The organism is Bacillus sp. ISL-51 (assembly GCF_018613535.1).
Classification (GTDB): Bacteria; Bacillota; Bacilli; order Bacillales; family Bacillaceae; genus Bacillus.
Genome location: NZ_JAGGQB010000006.1, coordinates 361,160 through 381,607 on the forward strand (window position 1 = coordinate 361,160; position 20,448 = coordinate 381,607).

Genomic DNA, 20,448 nt, shown 5'->3' on the forward strand with positions numbered 1-20,448 from the left:
TGCGGAAATGCTGACAAAATGTGAAGGAATCGTGCTCCGTACGAATGATTACGGAGAAACGAATAAGATTGTGACATTGCTGACAAGGGAACACGGCAAAATCGGCGTCATGGCAAGAGGCGCCAAGAAAACAAACAGCCGGTTATCAGCAGTCAGCCAGCCGTTTTTGTACGGGTCATTTTTAATGCAAAAAACATCCGGACTCGGCACGCTCCAGCAAGGTGAAATGATTCTCAGCATGAGAACGATCAGAGAAGACTTATTTTTAACGGCATATGCCGCCTTTATTGCTGAACTCGCCGACAAAGGAACCGAAGAAAAGAAACCGAACCCTTATTTATTCGAATTAATTCTCGAATCCTTTAAGAGGCTGAATGAAGGAACGGACCCGGATGTGATCACTTTCATCGTTCAGATGAAAATGCTCGGCGTCATGGGACTGTATCCCGAGCTGAATCATTGTGTCCACTGCAAAAGTCAGGACGGAACGTTTCATTTTTCTGTCAGGGATAACGGGTTCATCTGCCACCGCTGCTTTGAAAAGGATCCGTACAAAATTCCCATTTCGCCGCAAACGGTAAGGCTTTTAAGGCTGTTTTATTACTTTGACATCGGACGCCTCGGCAGCGTATCCTTGAAACAGGAAACAAAAAATGAATTAAAACGGGTTATTGACCTGTATTATGAAGAATATTCAGGGCTCTATTTAAAGTCAAAACGGTTTTTAGACCAAATGGAAAGCATGAAGAACCTTTTGGGTGAAAACAAAAGTTGACATTCTGCCCATCTTTTTATATGATGAATTATTATAAAATATGTTGCAGTGACAGAAAGAAGTACTTGCGTCCAACTCATAAAAGCGACCTTAGGACAGTGTGAGCTAAGGATGAGCGCGCAACGAAAGGCATTCTTGAGCAACCCTTTAAAAAGAGGCTGAGCGATGAACATCCTCAGCAACTAGGGTGGAACCGCGGGAGAACTCTCGTCCCTATGTTTGCGGCTGGCAAGCATAGAGACGGGAGTTTTTTGATTGCGGCCGCACGTGTAAAAGAATGAGAAAGTGGAGGTGCTTGAAATGAACATTCAAGATATGATATTAACCCTGCAAAAGCATTGGTCCAATGAAGGCTGTGTTCTCATGCAGGCATATGATGTGGAGAAAGGCGCAGGCACAATGAGCCCGTATACATTTTTACGCAGCATCGGGCCTGAGCCGTGGAAGGTGGCTTACGTTGAGCCGTCCAGACGGCCTGCAGACGGCCGCTACGGAGAAAATCCAAACAGGCTTTATCAGCATCACCAATTTCAGGTGATCATCAAGCCGTCCCCTGATAACATTCAGGAGCTTTATCTTGATTCATTGCGCGCGCTCGGCATTGATCCGCTCGAGCACGATATTCGATTCGTAGAGGATAACTGGGAAAACCCGTCTCTAGGCTGTGCCGGCCTCGGCTGGGAAGTATGGCTGGACGGAATGGAAATCACGCAGTTTACATATTTCCAGCAGGTGGGCGGAATAGAGTGTAAACCGGTTTCTGTCGAGATCACGTACGGAATTGAACGTCTTGCTTCTTATATTCAGGATAAAGAAAATGTCTTTGATCTGGAATGGACGTCAGGATTTACGGTTAAAGATTTATTTATGATGGCTGAATATGAACATTCCGTTTACACATTTGAAACGTCTGATGTGGAAATGCTCTTCCATTTATTCAGCACATATGAAAAAGAAGCGATCAGACAAATGGAGAACGGGCTTGTGCATCCAGCCTATGATTATGTGCTGAAATGCTCACACACGTTCAATTTGCTTGATGCAAAGGGCGCTATTTCGGTGACGGAGCGTACGGGTTATATCGGCCGTGTCCGCAACTTAGCTAGAAAAGTAGCAAGAACGTATTATGAGGAACGGGAAAAACTAGGGTTCCCAATGCTTAAAGAGGAGGGCTCTTCTCATGAGTAAACAAGATTTGCTTTTAGAGATCGGATTAGAGGAAATGCCTGCGCGTTTTTTACATGACAGCATGGTGCAGCTCGGTGAAAAGCTGACAAATTGGCTGGTGGAAAAAAATATTGCTCACGGCGAAGTAAAACTTTTTAATACTCCGAGACGTCTAGCTGTATATATAAAAGATGTCGCAGAAAAACAGGCTGATATTCAAGAAGAAGCAAAAGGCCCGGCTAAAAAAATCGCACTTGACGCAGACGGAAACTGGACAAAAGCAGCCATCGGCTTTTCTAAAGGCCAAGGCGCCGGTGTGGATGATCTGTACATGAAAGACGTAAACGGCACGGAATACGTCTTTGTTCAGAAATTCCAGGCGGGACAAGAAACGAAATCACTTTTACCGCAATTAGAAAACTTGATTACAAGTATGCATTTTCCGAAAAACATGCGCTGGGGAAATCAAGACTTGCGTTATATTCGCCCGATTAAATGGATGATCGCCCTCTTCGGGAAAGAAGTCATTCCGTTTGCAATTGCAAATGTTAAAACCGGAAGAAAGACACAAGGACATCGCTTCCTCGGTCAAGAAGTATCTATTGATACGCCGTCTGCATATGAAGAGCAGCTGAAGGAGCAGCATGTCATCGCAGACCCCGAAGCCCGGAAACATATGATTCAAAGGCAGCTTGACTCAATTGCAGCGGAAAACAAGTGGAATATTCCGATCGATGAGGACCTGCTTAACGAAGTCAATCACCTTGTGGAATATCCGACGGCACTTTACGGCTCTTTTGAAACGGAATTTCTTTCTATTCCCGAAGAAGTGCTTGTGACAACAATGAAAGAGCATCAGCGCTATTTCCCGGTAAAAGACGGGAACGGTGAGCTGCTGCCTCATTTCATTACGGTAAGAAACGGGGACAGCCATGCGATTGAAAACGTCGCGCGCGGAAACGAAAAGGTGCTGAGAGCAAGACTTTCTGACGCCTCATTCTTCTATAAAGAAGACCAAAAACTGAACATTGATGAAAACGTGAAAAAGCTGGAAAACATTGTTTTCCACGAAGAGCTTGGTTCCCTTGCGGATAAAGTAAGAAGAGTGACTGCCATAGCAGGCAAACTTGCCGTTCGTCTTAAAGCTGATGAACAAACGCAAAAGCTTGTTAAGCGCGCCGCGGAAATTTCTAAATTTGACCTTGTCACACACATGATTTACGAATTCCCAGAGCTTCAAGGCGTAATGGGAGAGAAATACGCCCGGATGCTCGGTGAAGATGAGGCAGTCGCTTCTGCGGTAAATGAGCATTATATGCCGAGATCAGCCGGAGGGGCAGTGCCGTCAACATTTACAGGGGCAGTTGTCGCGTTAGCGGATAAGCTCGATACGATCGCTTCCTTCTTTAAGATCGGCGTCATTCCGACGGGTTCTCAGGACCCTTACGGCTTGCGCCGCCAGGCAAGCGGCATCGTTTCGATCCTTATAGACCGAAACTGGGGCATTTCGTTCAAAGAGCTTTTAACGTTCACAGAAACGCAAAAAGAAAATGAACTCCTCGACTTCTTTACACAGCGTCTGAAATACGTCTTAAACGCTGAAGAGATCCGCCATGACGTAATTGAAGCCATTCTGGACAGCACAGAGCTTGAGCCGTATTCAGCCGTCCATAAAGCGCGAGTGCTGGAGAAGCAGCTCGGGACGCCGGGCTTTAAAGAAACAGCTGAATCACTCGGCCGGGTCATCTCGATCAGCAAAAAAGGAGAAAGCCGCGAAATCAAACCGGACCTGTTTGAAAATGAACAGGAACAAAAGCTGTTCGACGCCTATCAAAAAGCGAAGGACAGCGTCGGGGAGAGTTTCGGCTCCAAAGACTATGAAACAGCTCTCGCCGCCCTCAGCACCCTGAAAGAGCCGATTGAAGAATACTTTAATCATACGATGGTAAATGCGGATAACGAAGCATTAAAAACCAACCGTTTAGCGCAAATGGCTTCACTTGCAGATGTGATCAAGTCTTTTGCTAATATGAATCATCTTATTGTAAAATAAAGAGAAGGAAAAGACGGTTGCTGTGTAATCGGCAATCGTCTTTTCCCCTTTACATAACATCAAAGATTTAAATCATAGATATTGAAAACCTTCCATAAAGGTGGTGAGTACGATCGAATTAAATAAACGGCAAAAACAAATTTTACAGATTGTAAAGGAAAACGGCCCAATTACCGGGGAGCATATTGCGGAACAGCTCAATCTAACGAGGGCCACGCTGCGCCCAGACTTGGCCATACTCACCATGTCAGGCTTTTTAGAGGCTCGTCCGCGAGTCGGTTATTTTTATACGGGAAAAACAGGCAATCAGCTGCTTGCGGATAAACTGAAAAAGCTGCAAGTAAAAGATTTTCAATCTATCCCCGTCGTCATCCATGAAAATGTTTCAGTATACGATGCCATATGCACCATGTTTTTAGAAGATGTCGGCACGTTATTTGTCGTGGATCGTGATGCTGTCTTAGTCGGTGTGCTGTCGCGCAAGGATTTGCTGCGGGCGAGCATCGGCCAGCAGGAACTTGCCTCAATACCTGTTCATATCATTATGACAAGAATGCCGAATATCGCCGTGTGCAGGCGCGACGATTATGTGATGGACATCGCAAAGTATTTAATTGAAAAACAGATCGATGCGCTGCCCGTTATTAAAGAAACGGAAAAAGGCTTTGAGGTCATCGGCAGGTTTACAAAAACGAATATGACGAAGATACTCGTCAGTTTATCAGAAAATGAAATCATATAAGCTTAAAACTAACGGGGGGATAACATGGACAATCGCATCATTTATGTAGTATCAGACTCAGTCGGAGAAACGGCCGAACTCGTGGTAAAGGCTTCGCTCAGCCAGTTTAACGGTTCCGCCGATGATACGCATATCAGAAGAATTCCTTATGTTGAAGATATCGGCACAATTAATGAAGTCGTGTCTCTCGCCAAAGCGGACGGCGGTATTATTTGTTTCACACTTGTCGTTCCTGAGATTCGGGAATATTTAGTTGCTGAAGCTGAAAAAGCCAATGTTCTGTATTACGATATTATCGGCCCGCTTATTGATAAAATGGAAACTGCCTACGGCCTGACGGCAAAATATGAACCCGGCCGCGTCCGCCAGCTTGATGAAGATTATTTCAAGAAGGTGGAGGCCATCGAGTTTGCGGTCAAATATGATGACGGCAGAGACCCGAGGGGCATTTTAAAAGCCGATATCATCCTGCTCGGTGTATCCAGAACGTCTAAAACCCCATTATCTCAATATCTTGCCCATAAGCGGCTGAAGGTGGCCAATGTTCCGATCGTTCCTGAAGTCGACCCGCCGGAAGAGCTGTTCAGCGTTGATCCTAAAAAGTGCATCGGCTTAAAGATCAGCCCTGATAAACTTAACCATATTCGAAAAGAACGGTTAAAATCTCTCGGCTTAAACGACAAAGCCATTTACGCCAACATTAACAGAATTAAAGAAGAGCTGGAGTATTTTGAGAAAATTGTAGACCGAATCGGGTGTCAAGTCGTTGACGTTTCGAATAAAGCGGTTGAGGAAACAGCTAATATCATTCACCATCTGAAAACAAAGGGCCGATAAACTCAGGACGCTTTATCCTGGGTTTTTGGGTATGCAAATAGGGAATAACCAAAAAGGATGGCATCTTCGCGAAGTTTGTATTATAATAAAAAATTGTGATAAAATGTTTATTTTTAGGTTTAAGCTTAGTGGGATACGAATAAACTATTACGGGTAAGATGTCAAGAAATACTCCCGGAAATTTTTCGACAAACGCTCAGAATAGATCTGCAGTCATGGAGCATATGCGATTTCGCTTGTTTTTATGCAGGAGATTGATGGAGGGATGGAGAATTAGTCTTCTAAATGAAAAAGAAAAGACGATTTTTGTCGATGCAGACGCATGCCCGGTAAAAGAGGAAATATTGCTTATTGCATCCCAATTCAGCGTTCGGGTTGTTTTCGTCGCCTCATTTGAACACTATCAGCTTTCCAGAAACAAAGACGAGAATTGGATATACGTTGATCCTCATAAAGAAGCGGCTGATTTATATATCGCAAACCATGTGCGGCCGGGAGACGCCGTTGTTACGCAGGATATCGGTTTAGCTTCCCTGCTTTTGAACAGAAACGTTACCGTTTTATCAGAAAGAGGCCGTTCTTATACAGAAGACACGATTGACTTCGCTCTGATGAGCCGTCATATGTCAGGCAAACTAAGAAGAAGCGGCATCTATTCCAAAGGACCTAAAAAATTAAATAAAGAAGATCGGAAACGATTTGTTACCCTGCTTAAAAAAATCCTGTCGAATGATGAAGGGATTTCAAATCAAAACATCGAATAATGTACGACGGAGTGTTATAAGATGGGAAACCGCATACCAGATGAAGTAGTAGATCAGGTGCAGCAGTCGGCAGACATTGTTGAAGTCATAGGTGATTATGTCCAATTGAAAAAGCAAGGCCGCAACTACTTTGGGCTCTGCCCGTTTCACGGGGAAAACACGCCTTCGTTTTCTGTATCGTCCGACAAGCAAATTTTTCATTGCTTCGGATGCGGAGCTGGCGGCAACGTTTTCTCTTTCTTACGGCAGATGGAGGGCTATTCATTTACGGAAGCCGTTTCTCACCTTGCGGATAAATATCAGATTGATTTCCCTGATGATATAACGATTCACTCTGCATCCCGGCCGGAATCTTCCGGAGAGCAAAAGATGGCTGAAGCTCACGAGCTCCTTAAGAAATTTTACCATCATTTGCTAATAAACACAAAGGAAGGCCAGGAAGCGTTAGATTACCTTTTATCAAGAGGTTTTACGAAAGAGCTCATAGATGAGTTTGAAATCGGCTATGCGCTGGATTCATGGGATTTCATGACGAAATTCTTAGCAAAACGGGGTTTTAAAGAAGAGCAGATGGAAAAAGCGGGCCTTTTGATCAGAAGGGAAGATGGGAGCGGATATTTTGACCGTTTCAGAAACCGGATTATGTTTCCTATCCATGATCATCACGGAGCTGTGGCAGCTTTTTCCGGAAGAGCGCTCGGGAGCCAGCAGCCGAAATATATGAACAGCCCGGAAACGCCGCTGTTTCATAAATCAAAGCTTCTGTACAACTTTCACAAGGCGCGCCTGCCGATCAGAAAGCAGGAAAGAGCCGTACTGTTTGAGGGATTTGCGGATGTCATTTCCGCTGTCAGTTCGGGCGTGAAAGAGAGCATCGCCACAATGGGCACCTCACTTACAGAAGAGCATGTGAAGATCCTGAGAAGAAACGTTCAGGAGGTTATTCTCTGTTACGATTCGGATAAAGCCGGTTATGAAGCTACGCTGAAAGCGGCAGATCTGCTTCAGAAAGCCGATTGTAAAGTAAGAGTGAGCATGATGCCTGACGGGCTGGATCCTGATGATTATATCAGAAGCCGGGGCGGAGAAAAATTCAAGACCGAGATCGTTGAGGCAAGCGTCACGGTCATGGCTTTTAAAATGCAATATTTCCGGAAAGGGAAAAACTTATCTGACGAAGGAGACCGGCTGGCTTACATGAAAGAAGTGCTGAAAGAGATCAGCGCTCTTTCCGGGTCGCTTGAACAGGAAATGTATGTGAAGCAGCTCGCATCCGAGTTTTCCCTTTCTGAAGAATCGTTAACAGAACAGCTTTCCATCTATTCGAAACAAAACACACCGGCCGCCAAAAACGCCGAAACGCAAACGAGACGGGCCCGGATTACGACAAAAGCGAAACAGCGGCGTCTGCGTCCGGCCTACGAGAATGCGGAAAGGCTTCTTCTTGCTCATATGCTTAAGGATCGAAACGTTATCAAAAAAGTAATTGAACGTGTCGGCTTTGAATTTAACATTGACGGACATCGTGCGCTGGCCGCATATCTGTACGCTGTATATGAAGAAGGCGCTGAATTGACGCCGCAGTATCTCATGGCAAAAATGCAGGATGAGGAAATCAGCCAGCTGCTTTCAGATATATGGATGCTCCAAATAAACGAGGAGCTGACAGAGGCCGAGTTATCCGATTACGTAAAAAAAGTGTTGGATCACAGAAAATGGTCAATGATAAAGGAAAAAGAAGCAGAACGAGCAGATGCAGAGAGACAGAAAGACTTTATAAAAGCTGCGTCTTTGGCTCAAGAAATTGTCTCATTAAACCGATCATTAAAATAACAGTAAAAAGAGGCACAGCGTTCAGGTTGGCAATGATTCCTTGCGGAGGAGCAAATAGATCGCTTTACCTCACCATGAATTGTCATTTATTATCCGCTGCTACCCGCATGCTGAAAAAAAGATAATGCTTTGGGGACGGATAAGAAACATACCGCTTTTAGAATTCGTTGCAAGCTTTGGAAGGAGGGATCCATAATGGCTGATAAACAAACCCACGAAACAGAAACAGAACTCACATTAGACCAAGTAAAAGACCAGTTGACAGAAGCCGGGAAAAAACGTGGCGTTTTAACATATGAAGAAATTGCTGAACGCATGTCCAGCTTTGAAATTGAATCAGACCAAATGGATGAGTATTATGAATTTTTAGGAGAACAAGGTGTTGAATTAATTAGTGAAAATGAAGAAACAGAAGATCCTAATATTCAACAGCTTGCCAAAGCCGAAGAAGAATTTGACCTTAATGACCTCAGTGTACCGCCTGGTGTAAAGATCAATGATCCAGTCCGCATGTACCTTAAGGAGATCGGACGGGTAAATCTTCTTTCTGCTAAAGAAGAAATCACCTACGCTCAAAAAATAGAAGAGGGTGACGAGGAATCTAAACGCAGACTGGCTGAAGCAAACCTTCGTTTAGTTGTCAGCATTGCTAAACGGTATGTCGGCCGCGGCATGCTTTTCTTAGACTTGATCCAAGAAGGAAACATGGGTCTCATGAAAGCTGTCGAAAAATTTGACTACCGTAAAGGATATAAATTCAGTACGTATGCAACTTGGTGGATCAGACAGGCGATTACACGCGCCATCGCTGACCAGGCGAGAACGATTCGTATCCCTGTTCACATGGTTGAAACCATCAACAAATTAATCCGCGTGCAGCGCCAGCTTCTTCAGGATTTAGGCAGAGAGCCTACACCGGAAGAGATTGCTGAGGACATGGATCTTACGCCTGAAAAAGTACGTGAAATTTTAAAGATTGCTCAAGAGCCTGTTTCTTTAGAAACGCCGATCGGTGAAGAAGACGATTCACATCTCGGTGATTTTATTGAAGACCAGGAAGCGACGTCTCCGTCGGATCATGCGGCATATGAGCTGTTAAAAGAGCAGTTGGAAGATGTGCTGGATACGTTGACAGATCGTGAAGAAAACGTGTTGCGTCTCCGTTTCGGGCTTGATGATGGACGTACAAGAACGCTGGAAGAAGTCGGCAAGGTATTTGGAGTAACGAGAGAGCGTATTCGCCAAATTGAAGCAAAAGCGCTTCGTAAATTGAGACATCCTAGCAGAAGCAAACGTCTGAAGGATTTTCTCGAATAGAATGGAACGGGTCTTTTTGATCCGTTCTTTTTTATATAAAAAGATATATGGATAATATACCTTTATTTTACTGGATAAGCATATGTTTTGCAAATGGGCTTTGGCTAAATTGCAGTGTGTCTGGAGGGGAATGAATGTGAAAGTTTATTTATATTCTTTATTGTAAGCGTATACAATTCATTATACAATAGAATAAAGATAAATTTGGATAAACAAATCAGTTATTTTTCTTTTTTGTATAAATTGTGAAATCAATGAAATTGCTTTGCAAATCCATTTACTTTTTGTAAAAATAAGTTAGAATTAGAAGTGTTTACATAGGGGGAGAATGAAAAAGGGGGATGGAGACATGAAATGGAATCCGCTGATTCCTTTTTTACTGATTGCGGTGCTTGGAATAGGTTTGACTTTCTTTTTGGCTGTAAAAGGAAATGGGGACGCGCACCAAATCGCAAGCGGCGGTGAAAGCAAGACCGATGAAAAAGAAACTGCAAACGCTTCACCTGAAGAGATTTATAAAGCGAACTGTATTACCTGCCACGGCGAAAACTATGAAGGCGTGTCGGGGCCAAACTTAAAAGGCGTCGGAAAAAGAAAAGATGTCGCTGCTATTAAAACAAGAATTGAAAAAGGCGGCAACGGAATGCCCGCAGGACTCGTCCCGGCCGAAAAACTTGATGATATGGCGAAATGGGTATCCGGGATTAAATAATCAGCCGGAAGGCCTCCTGTAAAAGACATATGAAAAACTCTATCCGCCGCTTGGATTCCGGGCGGTTTTTTTATATGATAGTAGAGGAAAAAGAACATGAGAAAAGTTGTGATATAGTGAATGAAATGAAGTTATCTAAAAGATTACAGACTGTAGCGGAGTATATCCCCCGTAATGCGGCGGTGGCAGACATCGGGTCGGATCACGCGTATCTTCCTTGCTATGCAGTCTTAAACAAATTGGCCAGCCGTGCGATCGCAGGCGAAATTACGGACGGGCCGTATCTTTCTGCAAAACAGCAGGTGGAAAAACTGAACTTAAGCCCTCAAATATCCGTAAGAAAAGGTGACGGGCTCAGCGTCATTGAAAAAGGAGAAGCCGACGCCATTACAATCGCGGGTATGGGAGGAGCGCTTATCGCCCATATTTTGGAGACGGGAAAAACAAAATTAACGGGGCGTGAACGGCTGATTTTGCAGCCGAATATTCATGCCGTTCATATAAGAGAATGGCTTTATCGGGAAGGCTATGAACTTATCGATGAAGCCATTCTTGAAGAAGACGGAAAGTGTTATGAGGTGCTCGTCGCAGAATCCGGGGATCGGGATGCGCCGTATCAAAATATGACAATAGCCGCCGGAATGCTGGCGGGACCGTTCTTATTAAAGGAAAAAAATGAAGTTTTCATCAAAAAATGGAGTCAAGAGCTTACGCATACAGAACATATTTACGAACAGATCAGCAGTGCTGCGAAAGACGGGCAGAATCATGAAAAATTAACTGAACTGAAAGAGCGTATCGCTTTGTTAAAGGAGGTTATCGGACATGCCTAAACATATTAACGGACAAGAGATCATTCAGTTATTTGAACAATTTTCTCCGAAGGCTTTTGCGGTTGAAGGAGATAAAATCGGTTTGCAAATCGGGAGTCTGAATAAGCCGGTGAAAAATGTGATGGTCACACTTGATGTTCTGGAAAATACAGTGGATGAAGCCATCGAAAAACAGGCCGATTTAATTATCGCCCATCATCCGCCGATTTTCCGGCCGCTTAAACAGATAACGACTGATCAGCCGGCCGGAAGACTGATTGAAAAATGTTTAAAACATGATATCGCCGTATATGCGGCCCATACGAATCTGGATGTGGCTGACGGCGGTGTGAATGACCTGCTTGCAGAGGCTCTCGGCCTTACAGAAACAGAAGTGCTTGTCCCTACGTATACGGACCCGCTTAAAAAGCTTGCCGTGTATGTGCCGAAGGACTATGAAGAAGCTGTCAGAACGGCGCTTGGCAATGCGGGGGCCGGACATATCGGCAATTACAGCCATTGCGCGTTTTCTTCCGAGGGAATCGGCAGCTTTAAGCCGCTGGACGGGGCTAAGCCGTTTATCGGACACACGGGAGAATTGGAGCTCGTCCATGAAGTAAGGCTTGAATCCGTTTTCCCCGCCAGTTTAGAAAAAGCCGTCGTGAAAGCGGTAGTGAAAAGCCATCCTTACGAAGAGGTGGCGTACGATATTTATCCTGTAGAGCAGTCTCCGCTTGAAAAAGGACTCGGACGCATCGGCAAACTCCAGCAAGACATGACGCTTCAGGAATTCGCATTGTTTGTCAAAGAGAAGTTTGACGTCAACGGAGTGCGCATGGTCGGCGAGCCTGACAGCACGGTTAAAAAAGTAGCGGTGCTCGGCGGAGACGGGAATAAATATATTTATCAGGCAAAACGAAAAGGCGCAGATGTTTACGTGACGGGTGATCTTTATTTTCATGTGGCGCATGACGCGATGATGATGGGATTAAACGTCGTTGACCCTGGACATTACGCTGAAAAAATCATGAAAAAAGGCGTAGCTGACAAACTAACGGCCATGGCCGGGGAGAAACATTACGAGGTGCGTATTTTTGCTTCGGAAACAGATACAAATCCATTTACCTTCTTATAAAAAAACTGAGGCGGATGCCTCAGTTTTTTATCTTTACTTTCGGAAGAATTTTTTGGAGCGGCACGTTATGCTCAACGCCCCAAGTTGATTCATCGTTATGATCAAATTGTTCTAAAAAGCGGATCACTTCTTTTGTAATCGGCGTCGGTGTGGACGCGCCTGCGGTAACGGCGACTGTATGAACACCTTTGAGCCAATCAAGCTTTAGTTCACTGAGGTCTCCGATCCGGTAGGCTTTTGTCCCTGCGATTTCTTCTGACACTTGGGCGAGTCTGTTTGAGTTGTTGCTTTTCGGATCGCCGACGACGATCGTTAAGTCCGCTTTTTTTGCTTGCTCTGATACGGCTTCTTGGCGAACCTGTGTTGCCAGGCATATTTCCTGATGGTATTCCACATGAGGATACTTTTCCTTGACCGCTTCCATAATGTCATGGACGTCCCATTGTGACATTGTCGTTTGGTTCGTGACGATTAATTTTTCTGCCTGGATATCGAGATTCCTGACATCTTCCTCTGTTTCAACGAGATGAACGATTTCAGGCGCGACGCCGACGGCTCCTTCAGGCTCAGGGTGTCCTTTTTTGCCGATATAGATGACGTGATAGCCTTCCGCTTTTACTTTTAAAATTAAGTCATGTGTTTTCGTAACATCGGGGCATGTCGCATCAATCGTTACAAGCCCTTTTTCTTCAGCTGCTTTCCGAACTTCGGGAGACACTCCGTGAGCCGTGAAAATGACGGTTCCTTTGTCCACCTGCTTTAAAATCTCCAGGCGGTTTGTGCCGTCCAATGTGTAAATTCCGTCTTCTTCAAATGCATCTGTAACGTGTTTATTGTGAACGATCATTCCGAGTATATATATAGGTCTTGGCAGGCTTTTATCGAGTGACGCGTTTTTGGCAATGACCATAGCATCAACAACGCCATAACAATAGCCGCGCGGCGAGATTTTGATAACGTCCAATGTAGATGTCCTCCTATCAAAAAGTGAGTGTAGAGGCAATATAAAAAGCCGTAGTTAAACGGCTCTAATCTTGCATTCTTCTGATCTCATTATAGCTAATCTTCCGTGAGATATCAAAGAATGTTAAATATATAATTTGGGCTTCGATCTGCCTGATGTTCTTTTTGGTTTTGGCGGGTCGGCTGAATCAGCCGCTGCCGCTTCTTTTTTTTTCGAGGCTGAAGCCTGCGCTGATGTTTTTTTCGATGTTTGTTTTGTTGTTTTAGAAGAGGTGCTTGATTTGGCATCGTCATCTGTCTCGGACGTTTTTTCTGTTTCGTCCTTTTCGTCTTTTTCTGCTTCTTCTTTTGTTTCGGCAGTTTCGTTCTCCTTCTTTTCTGCAGTCTCATCATCATTGCTGCTTAATTGGCTGTACAGCTTCATCATGGCGGGCAGATTCCGGACTAAAGGACCGTACTGCTGTATCATTGGCGTAACCTGCTGGGCCATGCCGAGCACCTTTTGAACGTTGCCGAGCATACTTGACAGTGACGCCGGACTGGCTAAATTCTGAATACCTTGCAGGCCTGCGCTTGCGCCCCCGCTTGCCGCGGCTGGTGCGGACGCAGCCCCGCCTCCCGAACCAGGCAAAAACTTAGACAGCATTCCTTTTAAACCTCCGCCCGCGCCGCCGTTTGTTACGCCTGCACCTGTAATCTGCTGCTGAGGGAAAAACTGCCGGGCTGCCATAGAAGCTCCTCTTCCCATCATCCGCGGGTTCATCATCTGTCGGCCCTGCTGCGCTATATTTCTCATCGGCTGCTGTGGAAACATACTTGTACCTCCTTTCTGTCTCTCTGCTATTACAATATGCATCGAAGGGGGCATTTGCTTTTCAGTCTCAAAAAACAGGTTCCCCCAAGACATGGTGTTTTTAAGTAAAATCGGTTATAATGTGATGATGGACACATAATGTGCCGCTTTAAGGAGCTGGGAAAAATGAAAGAAACGAAATTTGAGCTATACAACTTAAAACCGTTTATTATAGATGCAGTTCACCGCCTCGGTTTTTATGAACCGACAGATATTCAAAAACGGCTGATACCTGCTGTATTGAAAAACGAAAGCGTAATAGGGCAATCCCAGACGGGAACAGGGAAAACCCACGCTTACTTATTGCCTCTATTGAACCGGATTGATCCGAGTTCTGACGTTGTACAGGCTGTCATTACAGCGCCGACGAGAGAGCTTGCCAATCAGATTCATCAGGAAGCGCTGAAAATTACTCAGGGTGCAACAGACCAGCCGATTCGGTCAAAATGCTTTATCGGCGGGACAGACAAACAAAAATCAATTGACAAATTGAAAACACAGCCTCATCTCGTTGTCGGTACACCGGGCCGCATTGCGGATCTCATTAAGGCACAGGCACTGAATGTTTACAAAGCGGAATCCCTTGTTATTGATGAAGCTGACCTCATGCTTGATATGGGGTTTTTAGCAGACGTTGATTACATTGGATCCCGGATGCCTGAAAACTTGCAGATGCTCGTTTTCTCGGCTACGATCCCAGAAAAGCTGAAACCGTTTTTGAAAAAATATATGGAGAATCCGAAATACGCGCATGTAGAGCCGAAAAGAATCACTGCAGATAAAATCGAGCATGTTTTAATTCCTTCCAAACAGCGTGATAAGGACAAGCTGCTTTTTGACATGATGTCACATATAAACCCTTATTTAGGCATTGTTTTTGCAAACACGAAAAACACCGCTGACCATATTGCGCGGTATCTGACGGAAAAAGGAATGAAGATCGGCCTCCTGCACGGAGGATTAACGCCGCGTGAGCGTAAAAAAGTCATGAAACAGATTAATGATCTTGAATTCACATACGTGATCGCAACGGACCTTGCAGCCAGAGGGATCGACATTAAAGGCGTAAGCCATGTCATAAACTATGAGCTTCCGGATGATCTGGATTTTTATGTCCATCGTGTCGGAAGAACGGCCCGCGCCGGCTCTTCAGGACAAGCGCTGACCATTTATGAGATTTCCGATGAGGACGCGCTCGTCAGTCTTGAAAAAATGGGCATCGAGTTTGACTATGCAGAGCTTGTAAACGGCGAATGGAAAAAAGGTGATGACCGCCATCGCCGTAAAAAACGGAAAAAGACGCAAAATGAAGCTGACCAAATCGCTCAGCGCCTTGTGAAAAAACCGAAAAAAGTGAAGCCGGGCTATAAAAAGAAAATGGGCTACGAAATGGAAAAAATTAAAAGAAAACAGAGAAGAAATCAATCTAACAAAGGAAAGTAGGGGAATCGGGTTGCTGAGAATAGGTTCGCACGTCTCGATGAGCGGAAAGCATATGCTTCTTGCCGCAAGTAAGGAGGCCGTCTCATACGGGGCGAATACGTTTATGATTTATACGGGCGCACCCCAAAATACGCGGCGTAAAAAAATAGAAGACCTCAATATCGAGGCTGGCCGCGCCCATATGAAGGAAAACGGCATCGATGAAATTGTCGTGCATGCGCCTTATATCATTAATATCGGAAACACGACAAACCCGGCAACATTTGAGCTGGGGGTTGATTTTCTCCGTTCTGAAATTGAAAGAACGGCAGCGATCGGCGCAAAGCAAATCGTGCTTCATCCGGGCGCCCATGTCGGAGCGGGAGCAGAAACGGGCATAAAAAAAATCATTGAAGGTTTAAACGAAGTCATTGAACCGAATCAAAATGTTCAAATTGCGCTCGAAACAATGGCAGGCAAAGGGTCTGAATGTGGCAGAAGCTTTGAAGAGCTTGCCGAGATTATCGGAGGCGTCACGCACAATGAGCATCTTTCCGTTTGTTTTGACACATGCCATACACACGATGCGGGATATGACGTTGCCAATGATTTTGACGGCGTCCTGAATGAATTCGACAAAATTGTCGGCATCGACAGGATTAAAGTGCTTCATGTTAATGACAGTAAAAATGTCAGAGGGGCGAGAAAAGACCGGCATGAAAATATCGGCTTTGGAGAAATCGGTTTTGACGCTCTTCAATATATCGTTCATCATGAGCAGCTTGCCGGCATTCCGAAAATCCTTGAAACACCGTATGTAGGCGAAGATAAGAAAAATAAAAAACCTCCATACCGTTTTGAAATTCAAATGCTGAAAGAAAAGCAGTTCGACGAGGAGCTGCTCGAAAAAATATTGGCTCAATAAGAAGGGGGGACAATTGTCCCTCCTTTTTTAACTTGTGAATTGATTGAAAAGTTCGTCAACTTTCCGGGCTGTTCCTTTAGAGGTTATCGTTTCCACTTTTTTCAGCAGCCGTAAGCGCTCCTGCTCATCAAAAATATTAATGTTTTTACCGTGCATCAGTTCCGCAACTTCCGCAGCTTGGTTTCTTGTAAGACTGATGCCGTATTGCTTAGAATACTTCAGCAAATCGTCTGCAGTGACTTGATTGAGCCGCTGCAAAATAATTCTTTGAATTAAAATCATTGGCAATTTCACCTCTTTAGAGATAATGTATTGAGCAAATCATTAAAATGTTACAGCTTTTAATGGTAAAATAGAGATATATGCTATTTAAAATAGTTATTACAGGAAAGGAGATTTTATGTCCCCAAATAAACAACATAAAAAAGAATCATTTTTACACTTTATCTTCAGGGTCATTATGATTCTGATCGGGGCGGGTTCAGCGGCTGTAAGTATTGAATTGTTTCTGGTCCCTAATAATTTTATCGACGGAGGCATTATCGGTGTTTCACTAATTTTAGACCACCTCTTTATGTCCAATCCCATCCTCAATTTCGCTTTATTCGTTGTTTTACTCAACATTCCATTTATGATTTTCGGGTATAAATATATCGGAAAAACATTTCTAATCTCCACAGTTATCGGAATTGTCGGATTAGCTTTAATTGAATCCTCTTTGCACCATGTGGAAGCGATCACCACCCAGCCGATTTTGGCGACGGTATTTGGGGGGCTTTTGCTCGGTTTCGGGGTAGGCCTTGTCATCCGAAACGGAGGCTCGATGGACGGTACGGAAATACTCGGTATCCTTCTCACGAAAAAGCTGCCCTTTTCAGTCGGGGAATTCGTTATGCTCATCAATGTGTTTATTTTTATCTGGGCCGGTTTTGTGTTCGGTCCGGAGCAGGCAATGTATTCTTTCATGACTTACTATATTGCCATGAAAACGATTGATGCCGTCATCCAGGGGCTTGATGAAACGAAAGCAGTCATTATTGTTGCAGAGCAATATGCTGAGATCTCAGATGCTATATTGCACCGGCTTGGACGGGGAACTACTAAGCTTCAGGGAAAAGGCGGATATACAGATGAAACGAAAGAAGTCATTTATGCGGTTGTGACAAGGCTGGAAGTGACGAAACTGAAATCCATTGTTTTTGAAATCGATAAAAATGCGTTTATTACGATTATGAATACCCATGAAACCAGGGGAGGCAAGTTCAAAACTGCGATCCACTAGGGCTTTCATTTACTTTTATTAATTTTATAGGTATAATTTTATACATCATAAGAAAATGGCCTGCTGATCAGCTGCCATTTTCTTTTTGGAGCGATATGTGAAGTAAAGGGGAGGACCTCATGAACGTACAAGAAGCGTTGAACCTGCTGAAAGAAAAAGGGTATAAATATACGAGCAAGCGTGAAGACATGCTTCAGCTTTTTGCTGATTCTGATAAATATTTGACCGCAAAAAACGTGCTTGCCGCATTAAATGATGACTATCCGGGTTTAAGCTTTGATACTATATACAGAAATCTTTCTTTATATGAAGAGCTCGGCATATTGGAAACGACGGAACTTTCCGGAGAAAAACTGTTCCGTTTTACATGCTCCTACACCCATCACCATCACCATTTTATCTGTTTAACCTGCGGGAAAACGAAGGAAATTGAGTCCTGTCCGATGGATAAGCTTCACGATGATTTGGAAGGGTATGAGATCAGCGGCCATAAATTTGAAATTTACGGAACATGTCCTGCGTGCCAATAATAAAAAACCTCCTGCCCGCCAGGAGGTTTTTTATTATACAGAGGCTCCGTTTCTCAGCTCTTTACCCGCTGAAGGCTGTGTTTGTTTTGATCTATCCATGAAACGGCTTCAAGCCAATTGTTAACTCTGATAATATTTGAATCGATGGGGAGCTGATTGTAAGGGGAGTCAAACAGAATCACCGGAATGCCGGCTTCTTTTGCGATCATCGTGGCGTTGCCGTGGTGATCTTCAAAAAACAAATCAATGTCATGCTTTTTGACAGCTTCCACTTTATGATGTCCGCCGACAAGCTCGACATGGTCATAGTGAATGTCACGGCTTGTGAACCAGTCTAATGTCACATCCGCCAAGTGACCGCGTCTTGCCGTAATATATATGAGACGGTGCTCTTCTTTCAGCCCGTCCAGCGCTTGTTTGGCGAAATCCGCAAGTTTTGCTTCTTTATAAATGGCTGCTTCATGGACATTCATCCAATCCCAAAATTCTTCTGTCGTAATCTTCAGCAGCTTAGTCAAATCATAATCAGTCATATCATCCAAAGTAATGGAAAGGTGAAATGAGCGGTTTAAATAAGGGACAAACGTATCCTGTGCCGTAATCGTGCCGTCAATATCTATACCTAAACGTAACATGTCCACACTCCTATATTTTCATCCCTTTCAGTGTAACATAAACAATTAACAATAACAGAAAAGTTTAGCAAACATGATTCCGGAAAAAAGGTGAAAACTAAAAAAGCTCCTTTAATAAAAGAGAAGGGGGAATTGAAGGTGGCATACGATTACGAAAAACGCGAAGGCAACAACTATTATGTGGACCATGGTTCTGAAGGTACAGATATAACGCGTGATGTTTATTCAGAAGAAACAGCTGCTGAAATCGCAGAGCCTTACCGTGCTTCTGACCGAATCAGCGACCGCGATGATGACCGCGGCGACACAAATGTAAATGAAGGCCGTGGGATAGGGTACGCAGCATTAGCCCTTTCGATCATCTCACTGTTTGTGCTTCCTGTTTTATTAGGAGCATGCGGCATTATCGTCGGCTATATCGCAAGAAGAAGAGGCGCGGGCGCTTTAGGCGGCTGGGCGATGGGAATCGGTATTGTTTCTCTGGTGCTCGGCATCTTTATCACACCGTTTTTCTAACACAAAAAGGCTTGACGGATATCCGTCAAGCTTTTTGTGTTTCCTGCTGTAATTTTGCTTTTTCCGCTTCAAGCTTTGCGTAGTGTTCTTCAGCAAGCTTGTCAATTTCTTTTTTCAGCTCGTCGACCATTGTTTCCTCAGGAACTTTGCGGACGATTTCGCCTTTGCGGAAAAGAAGTCCTTCGCCGCGGGCGCCGGCAATGCCGATGTCTGCTTCTCTGGCTTCTCCGGGACCGTTTACGGCGCATCCGAGAACCGCCACTTTGATCGGTGCTTTTACCTTCGAGATGTATTCTTCCACTTCATTTGCGATGCTGATCAGATCAATTTCAATCCGTCCGCATGTCGGGCATGAAATAAGCGTGGCAGCGTTTGAAGCAAGCCCGAATGATTTTAACAGCTCTCTGGCCACTTTCACTTCTTCAACCGGGTCGGCGCTTAAGGAGATACGCATTGTATTTCCGATTCCTTTGCTTAAAATAGCGCCCAGTCCGGCCGCGCTTTTTACCGTTCCGGCAAACAGCGTGCCTGATTCTGTGATCCCGAGGTGAAGCGGGTAATCAAAAGCCTTTGCCGCTTTTTCATACGCTTCAATCGCAAGGTTCACGTCAGATGCTTTCATGCTGACGATGATGTCATGAAAGTCAAGGTCTTCCAGAATTTTAATATGATGAAGCGCACTTTCAACCATTCCGTCAGCAGTCGGATAGCCGTATTTTTCTAAAATCCGTTTTTCTAAAGAGCCTGCGTTAACCCCGATCCGAATCGGAATTCCTTTCTCTTTCGCCGCTTTTACGACGGCTTCCACTTTTTCGCGGCGGCCGATATTTCCCGGATTGATTCTGATTTTGTCAGCGCCGCCCTCAATGGCTTTTAATGCGAGCTTATAATCAAAATGAATATCCACAACGAGGGGGATGGAAATTTGTTTTTTAATATCCGCAATGGCATTAGCAGCGCGTTCGTCCGGGCATGCCACCCGCACGATTTGGCAGCCGGCTTCGGCTAAACGGTTGATTTCCGCCACTGTTGCTTCTACGTCGTGTGTTTTTGTCGTCGTCATGCTCTGAATGACAACTTCATTATTTCCGCCTATTGTTAAAGGTCCCACTTTGACGGGACGCGTTTTTGTACGATGGGTGATTTCACTCACTTGTCAATCGCTCCTTAATTGT

Annotated in this window: 21 protein-coding genes; 16 read left to right on the forward strand and 5 right to left on the reverse strand. The window is 44.5% G+C overall.

Features of this window, described 5'->3' with window-relative positions:
- Window positions 1–7 precede the first annotated feature (7 nt).
- The 11 genes from recO to J7E26_RS10515 all read left to right on the forward strand — a co-directional run bounded on the left by recO (window position 8) and on the right by J7E26_RS10515 (window position 12,147).
- Entirely contained in the window at window positions 8–775 is a 768-nt protein-coding gene (gene recO / locus J7E26_RS10465; RefSeq protein WP_214798360.1) for a DNA repair protein RecO, read from the forward strand.
- 300 nt (window positions 776–1,075) lie between these two features.
- Window positions 1,076–1,963 (forward strand): glycine--tRNA ligase subunit alpha, encoded by an 888-nt coding sequence (glyQ, locus tag J7E26_RS10470; protein ID WP_214798363.1) that lies wholly within the window; start codon window positions 1,076–1,078, stop codon window positions 1,961–1,963.
- Window positions 1,956–3,995 (forward strand): glycine--tRNA ligase subunit beta, encoded by a 2,040-nt coding sequence (gene glyS, locus J7E26_RS10475; RefSeq protein WP_214798365.1) that lies wholly within the window; start codon window positions 1,956–1,958, stop codon window positions 3,993–3,995. Before glyQ ends, glyS begins: the two co-directional genes overlap by 8 nt.
- Before the next feature lie 103 nt (window positions 3,996–4,098).
- Window positions 4,099–4,737, forward strand: a complete 639-nt coding sequence (ccpN, locus tag J7E26_RS10480; protein ID WP_214798368.1) for a transcriptional regulator CcpN — start codon at window positions 4,099–4,101, stop codon at window positions 4,735–4,737.
- A 24-nt stretch (window positions 4,738–4,761) separates the two neighbouring features.
- Window positions 4,762–5,574 (forward strand): pyruvate, water dikinase regulatory protein, encoded by an 813-nt coding sequence (locus tag J7E26_RS10485; protein ID WP_061527536.1) that lies wholly within the window; start codon window positions 4,762–4,764, stop codon window positions 5,572–5,574.
- Between the two features lie 257 nt (window positions 5,575–5,831).
- Complete coding sequence (locus tag J7E26_RS10490) at window positions 5,832–6,338, forward strand: YaiI/YqxD family protein (protein ID WP_214798370.1); 507 nt, start codon at window positions 5,832–5,834, stop codon at window positions 6,336–6,338.
- Window positions 6,339–6,359: 21 nt separating this feature from the next.
- Window positions 6,360–8,171 carry a DNA primase gene (dnaG, locus tag J7E26_RS10495; protein WP_214798373.1) on the forward strand — a complete coding sequence of 604 codons (1,812 nt, stop codon included), beginning with the start codon at window positions 6,360–6,362 and terminating at the stop codon, window positions 8,169–8,171.
- A gap of 195 nt (window positions 8,172–8,366) precedes the next feature.
- Window positions 8,367–9,488: an RNA polymerase sigma factor RpoD gene (gene rpoD, locus J7E26_RS10500; protein WP_214798376.1), complete on the forward strand. Its 1,122-nt coding sequence runs from the start codon at window positions 8,367–8,369 to the stop codon at window positions 9,486–9,488.
- 349 nt (window positions 9,489–9,837) lie between these two features.
- Entirely contained in the window at window positions 9,838–10,200 is a 363-nt protein-coding gene (gene cccA / locus J7E26_RS10505) for a cytochrome c550 (protein WP_214798379.1), read from the forward strand.
- Window positions 10,201–10,382: 182 nt separating this feature from the next.
- Window positions 10,383–11,033 carry a tRNA (adenine(22)-N(1))-methyltransferase gene (locus J7E26_RS10510; protein ID WP_311379496.1) on the forward strand — a complete coding sequence of 217 codons (651 nt, stop codon included), beginning with the start codon at window positions 10,383–10,385 and terminating at the stop codon, window positions 11,031–11,033.
- Window positions 11,026–12,147: a Nif3-like dinuclear metal center hexameric protein gene (locus J7E26_RS10515; protein ID WP_214798385.1), complete on the forward strand. Its 1,122-nt coding sequence runs from the start codon at window positions 11,026–11,028 to the stop codon at window positions 12,145–12,147. Before J7E26_RS10510 ends, J7E26_RS10515 begins: the two co-directional genes overlap by 8 nt.
- Before the next feature lie 19 nt (window positions 12,148–12,166).
- Here the strand turns inward: J7E26_RS10515 and J7E26_RS10520 are convergent, their stop codons facing one another.
- Together J7E26_RS10520 and vrrA are read right to left on the reverse strand one after the other, a co-directional pair.
- Complete coding sequence (locus tag J7E26_RS10520) at window positions 12,167–13,111, reverse strand: 4-hydroxy-3-methylbut-2-enyl diphosphate reductase (protein ID WP_214798388.1); 945 nt, start codon at window positions 13,109–13,111, stop codon at window positions 12,167–12,169.
- Between the two features lie 123 nt (window positions 13,112–13,234).
- Complete coding sequence (vrrA, locus tag J7E26_RS10525; RefSeq protein WP_214798391.1) at window positions 13,235–13,924, reverse strand: VrrA/YqfQ family protein; 690 nt, start codon at window positions 13,922–13,924, stop codon at window positions 13,235–13,237.
- A 165-nt stretch (window positions 13,925–14,089) separates the two neighbouring features.
- Here vrrA and J7E26_RS10530 point away from each other — a divergent pair, with 165 nt between their 5' ends.
- Both J7E26_RS10530 and J7E26_RS10535 read left to right on the forward strand, forming a co-directional pair.
- Window positions 14,090–15,406, forward strand: a complete 1,317-nt coding sequence (locus J7E26_RS10530) for a DEAD/DEAH box helicase (protein WP_214798394.1) — start codon at window positions 14,090–14,092, stop codon at window positions 15,404–15,406.
- Between the two features lie 10 nt (window positions 15,407–15,416).
- Window positions 15,417–16,310, forward strand: a complete 894-nt coding sequence (locus J7E26_RS10535) for a deoxyribonuclease IV (protein WP_214798397.1) — start codon at window positions 15,417–15,419, stop codon at window positions 16,308–16,310.
- Window positions 16,311–16,337: 27 nt separating this feature from the next.
- On the opposite strand, the gene J7E26_RS10540 is transcribed toward J7E26_RS10535, so the two are convergent.
- Window positions 16,338–16,592, reverse strand: coding sequence for a DUF2624 domain-containing protein (locus tag J7E26_RS10540; protein WP_214798400.1), 255 nt, complete (start codon window positions 16,590–16,592; stop codon window positions 16,338–16,340).
- Window positions 16,593–16,710: 118 nt separating this feature from the next.
- Between J7E26_RS10540 and J7E26_RS10545 the strand changes: the two genes are divergently transcribed.
- The gene (locus J7E26_RS10545) at window positions 16,711–17,592 is read left to right on the forward strand and encodes a YitT family protein (protein ID WP_214798403.1); all 882 of its coding nucleotides are present in this window, start codon (window positions 16,711–16,713) and stop codon (window positions 17,590–17,592) included.
- A gap of 119 nt (window positions 17,593–17,711) precedes the next feature.
- On the forward strand, window positions 17,712–18,122 hold the full coding sequence (zur, locus tag J7E26_RS10550) for a zinc uptake transcriptional repressor Zur (RefSeq protein WP_214798405.1): 411 nt from the start codon (window positions 17,712–17,714) through the stop codon (window positions 18,120–18,122).
- A gap of 53 nt (window positions 18,123–18,175) precedes the next feature.
- On the opposite strand, the gene J7E26_RS10555 is transcribed toward zur, so the two are convergent.
- A complete protein-coding gene (locus tag J7E26_RS10555; protein ID WP_214798408.1) occupies window positions 18,176–18,757 on the reverse strand; it encodes a hypothetical protein in 582 nt (193 codons plus the stop codon).
- A 132-nt stretch (window positions 18,758–18,889) separates the two neighbouring features.
- Between J7E26_RS10555 and J7E26_RS10560 the strand changes: the two genes are divergently transcribed.
- The gene (locus tag J7E26_RS10560) at window positions 18,890–19,273 is read left to right on the forward strand and encodes a DUF308 domain-containing protein (protein WP_214798411.1); all 384 of its coding nucleotides are present in this window, start codon (window positions 18,890–18,892) and stop codon (window positions 19,271–19,273) included.
- Between the two features lie 25 nt (window positions 19,274–19,298).
- Here J7E26_RS10560 and ispG read toward each other — a convergent pair whose 3' ends face one another.
- Window positions 19,299–20,417 carry a flavodoxin-dependent (E)-4-hydroxy-3-methylbut-2-enyl-diphosphate synthase gene (gene ispG / locus J7E26_RS10565; protein ID WP_214798951.1) on the reverse strand — a complete coding sequence of 373 codons (1,119 nt, stop codon included), beginning with the start codon at window positions 20,415–20,417 and terminating at the stop codon, window positions 19,299–19,301.
- Window positions 20,418–20,448: the final 31 nt, after the last annotated feature.

Excerpts from the sequence above, each read along its gene's own strand:
- glyS (WP_214798365.1), top strand. The coding sequence starts at position 1,956 with ATGAGTAAACAAGATTTGCTTTTAGAGATCGGATTAGAGGAAATGCCT.
- J7E26_RS10540 (WP_214798400.1), bottom strand. The coding sequence starts at position 16,592 with ATGATTTTAATTCAAAGAATTATTTTGCAGCGGCTCAATCAAGTCACT.
- J7E26_RS10555 (WP_214798408.1), bottom strand. The coding sequence starts at position 18,757 with ATGTTACGTTTAGGTATAGATATTGACGGCACGATTACGGCACAGGAT.
- rpoD (WP_214798376.1), top strand. The coding sequence starts at position 8,367 with ATGGCTGATAAACAAACCCACGAAACAGAAACAGAACTCACATTAGAC.
- J7E26_RS10545 (WP_214798403.1), top strand. The coding sequence starts at position 16,711 with ATGTCCCCAAATAAACAACATAAAAAAGAATCATTTTTACACTTTATC.
- zur (WP_214798405.1), top strand. The coding sequence starts at position 17,712 with ATGAACGTACAAGAAGCGTTGAACCTGCTGAAAGAAAAAGGGTATAAA.
- glyQ (WP_214798363.1), top strand. The coding sequence starts at position 1,076 with ATGAACATTCAAGATATGATATTAACCCTGCAAAAGCATTGGTCCAAT.
- J7E26_RS10490 (WP_214798370.1), top strand. The coding sequence starts at position 5,832 with ATGGAGGGATGGAGAATTAGTCTTCTAAATGAAAAAGAAAAGACGATT.
- J7E26_RS10515 (WP_214798385.1), top strand. The coding sequence starts at position 11,026 with ATGCCTAAACATATTAACGGACAAGAGATCATTCAGTTATTTGAACAA.
- vrrA (WP_214798391.1), bottom strand. The coding sequence starts at position 13,924 with ATGTTTCCACAGCAGCCGATGAGAAATATAGCGCAGCAGGGCCGACAG.
- J7E26_RS10485 (WP_061527536.1), top strand. The coding sequence starts at position 4,762 with ATGGACAATCGCATCATTTATGTAGTATCAGACTCAGTCGGAGAAACG.
- J7E26_RS10530 (WP_214798394.1), top strand. The coding sequence starts at position 14,090 with ATGAAAGAAACGAAATTTGAGCTATACAACTTAAAACCGTTTATTATA.
- recO (WP_214798360.1), top strand. The coding sequence starts at position 8 with ATGCTGACAAAATGTGAAGGAATCGTGCTCCGTACGAATGATTACGGA.
- cccA (WP_214798379.1), top strand. The coding sequence starts at position 9,838 with ATGAAATGGAATCCGCTGATTCCTTTTTTACTGATTGCGGTGCTTGGA.
- dnaG (WP_214798373.1), top strand. The coding sequence starts at position 6,360 with ATGGGAAACCGCATACCAGATGAAGTAGTAGATCAGGTGCAGCAGTCG.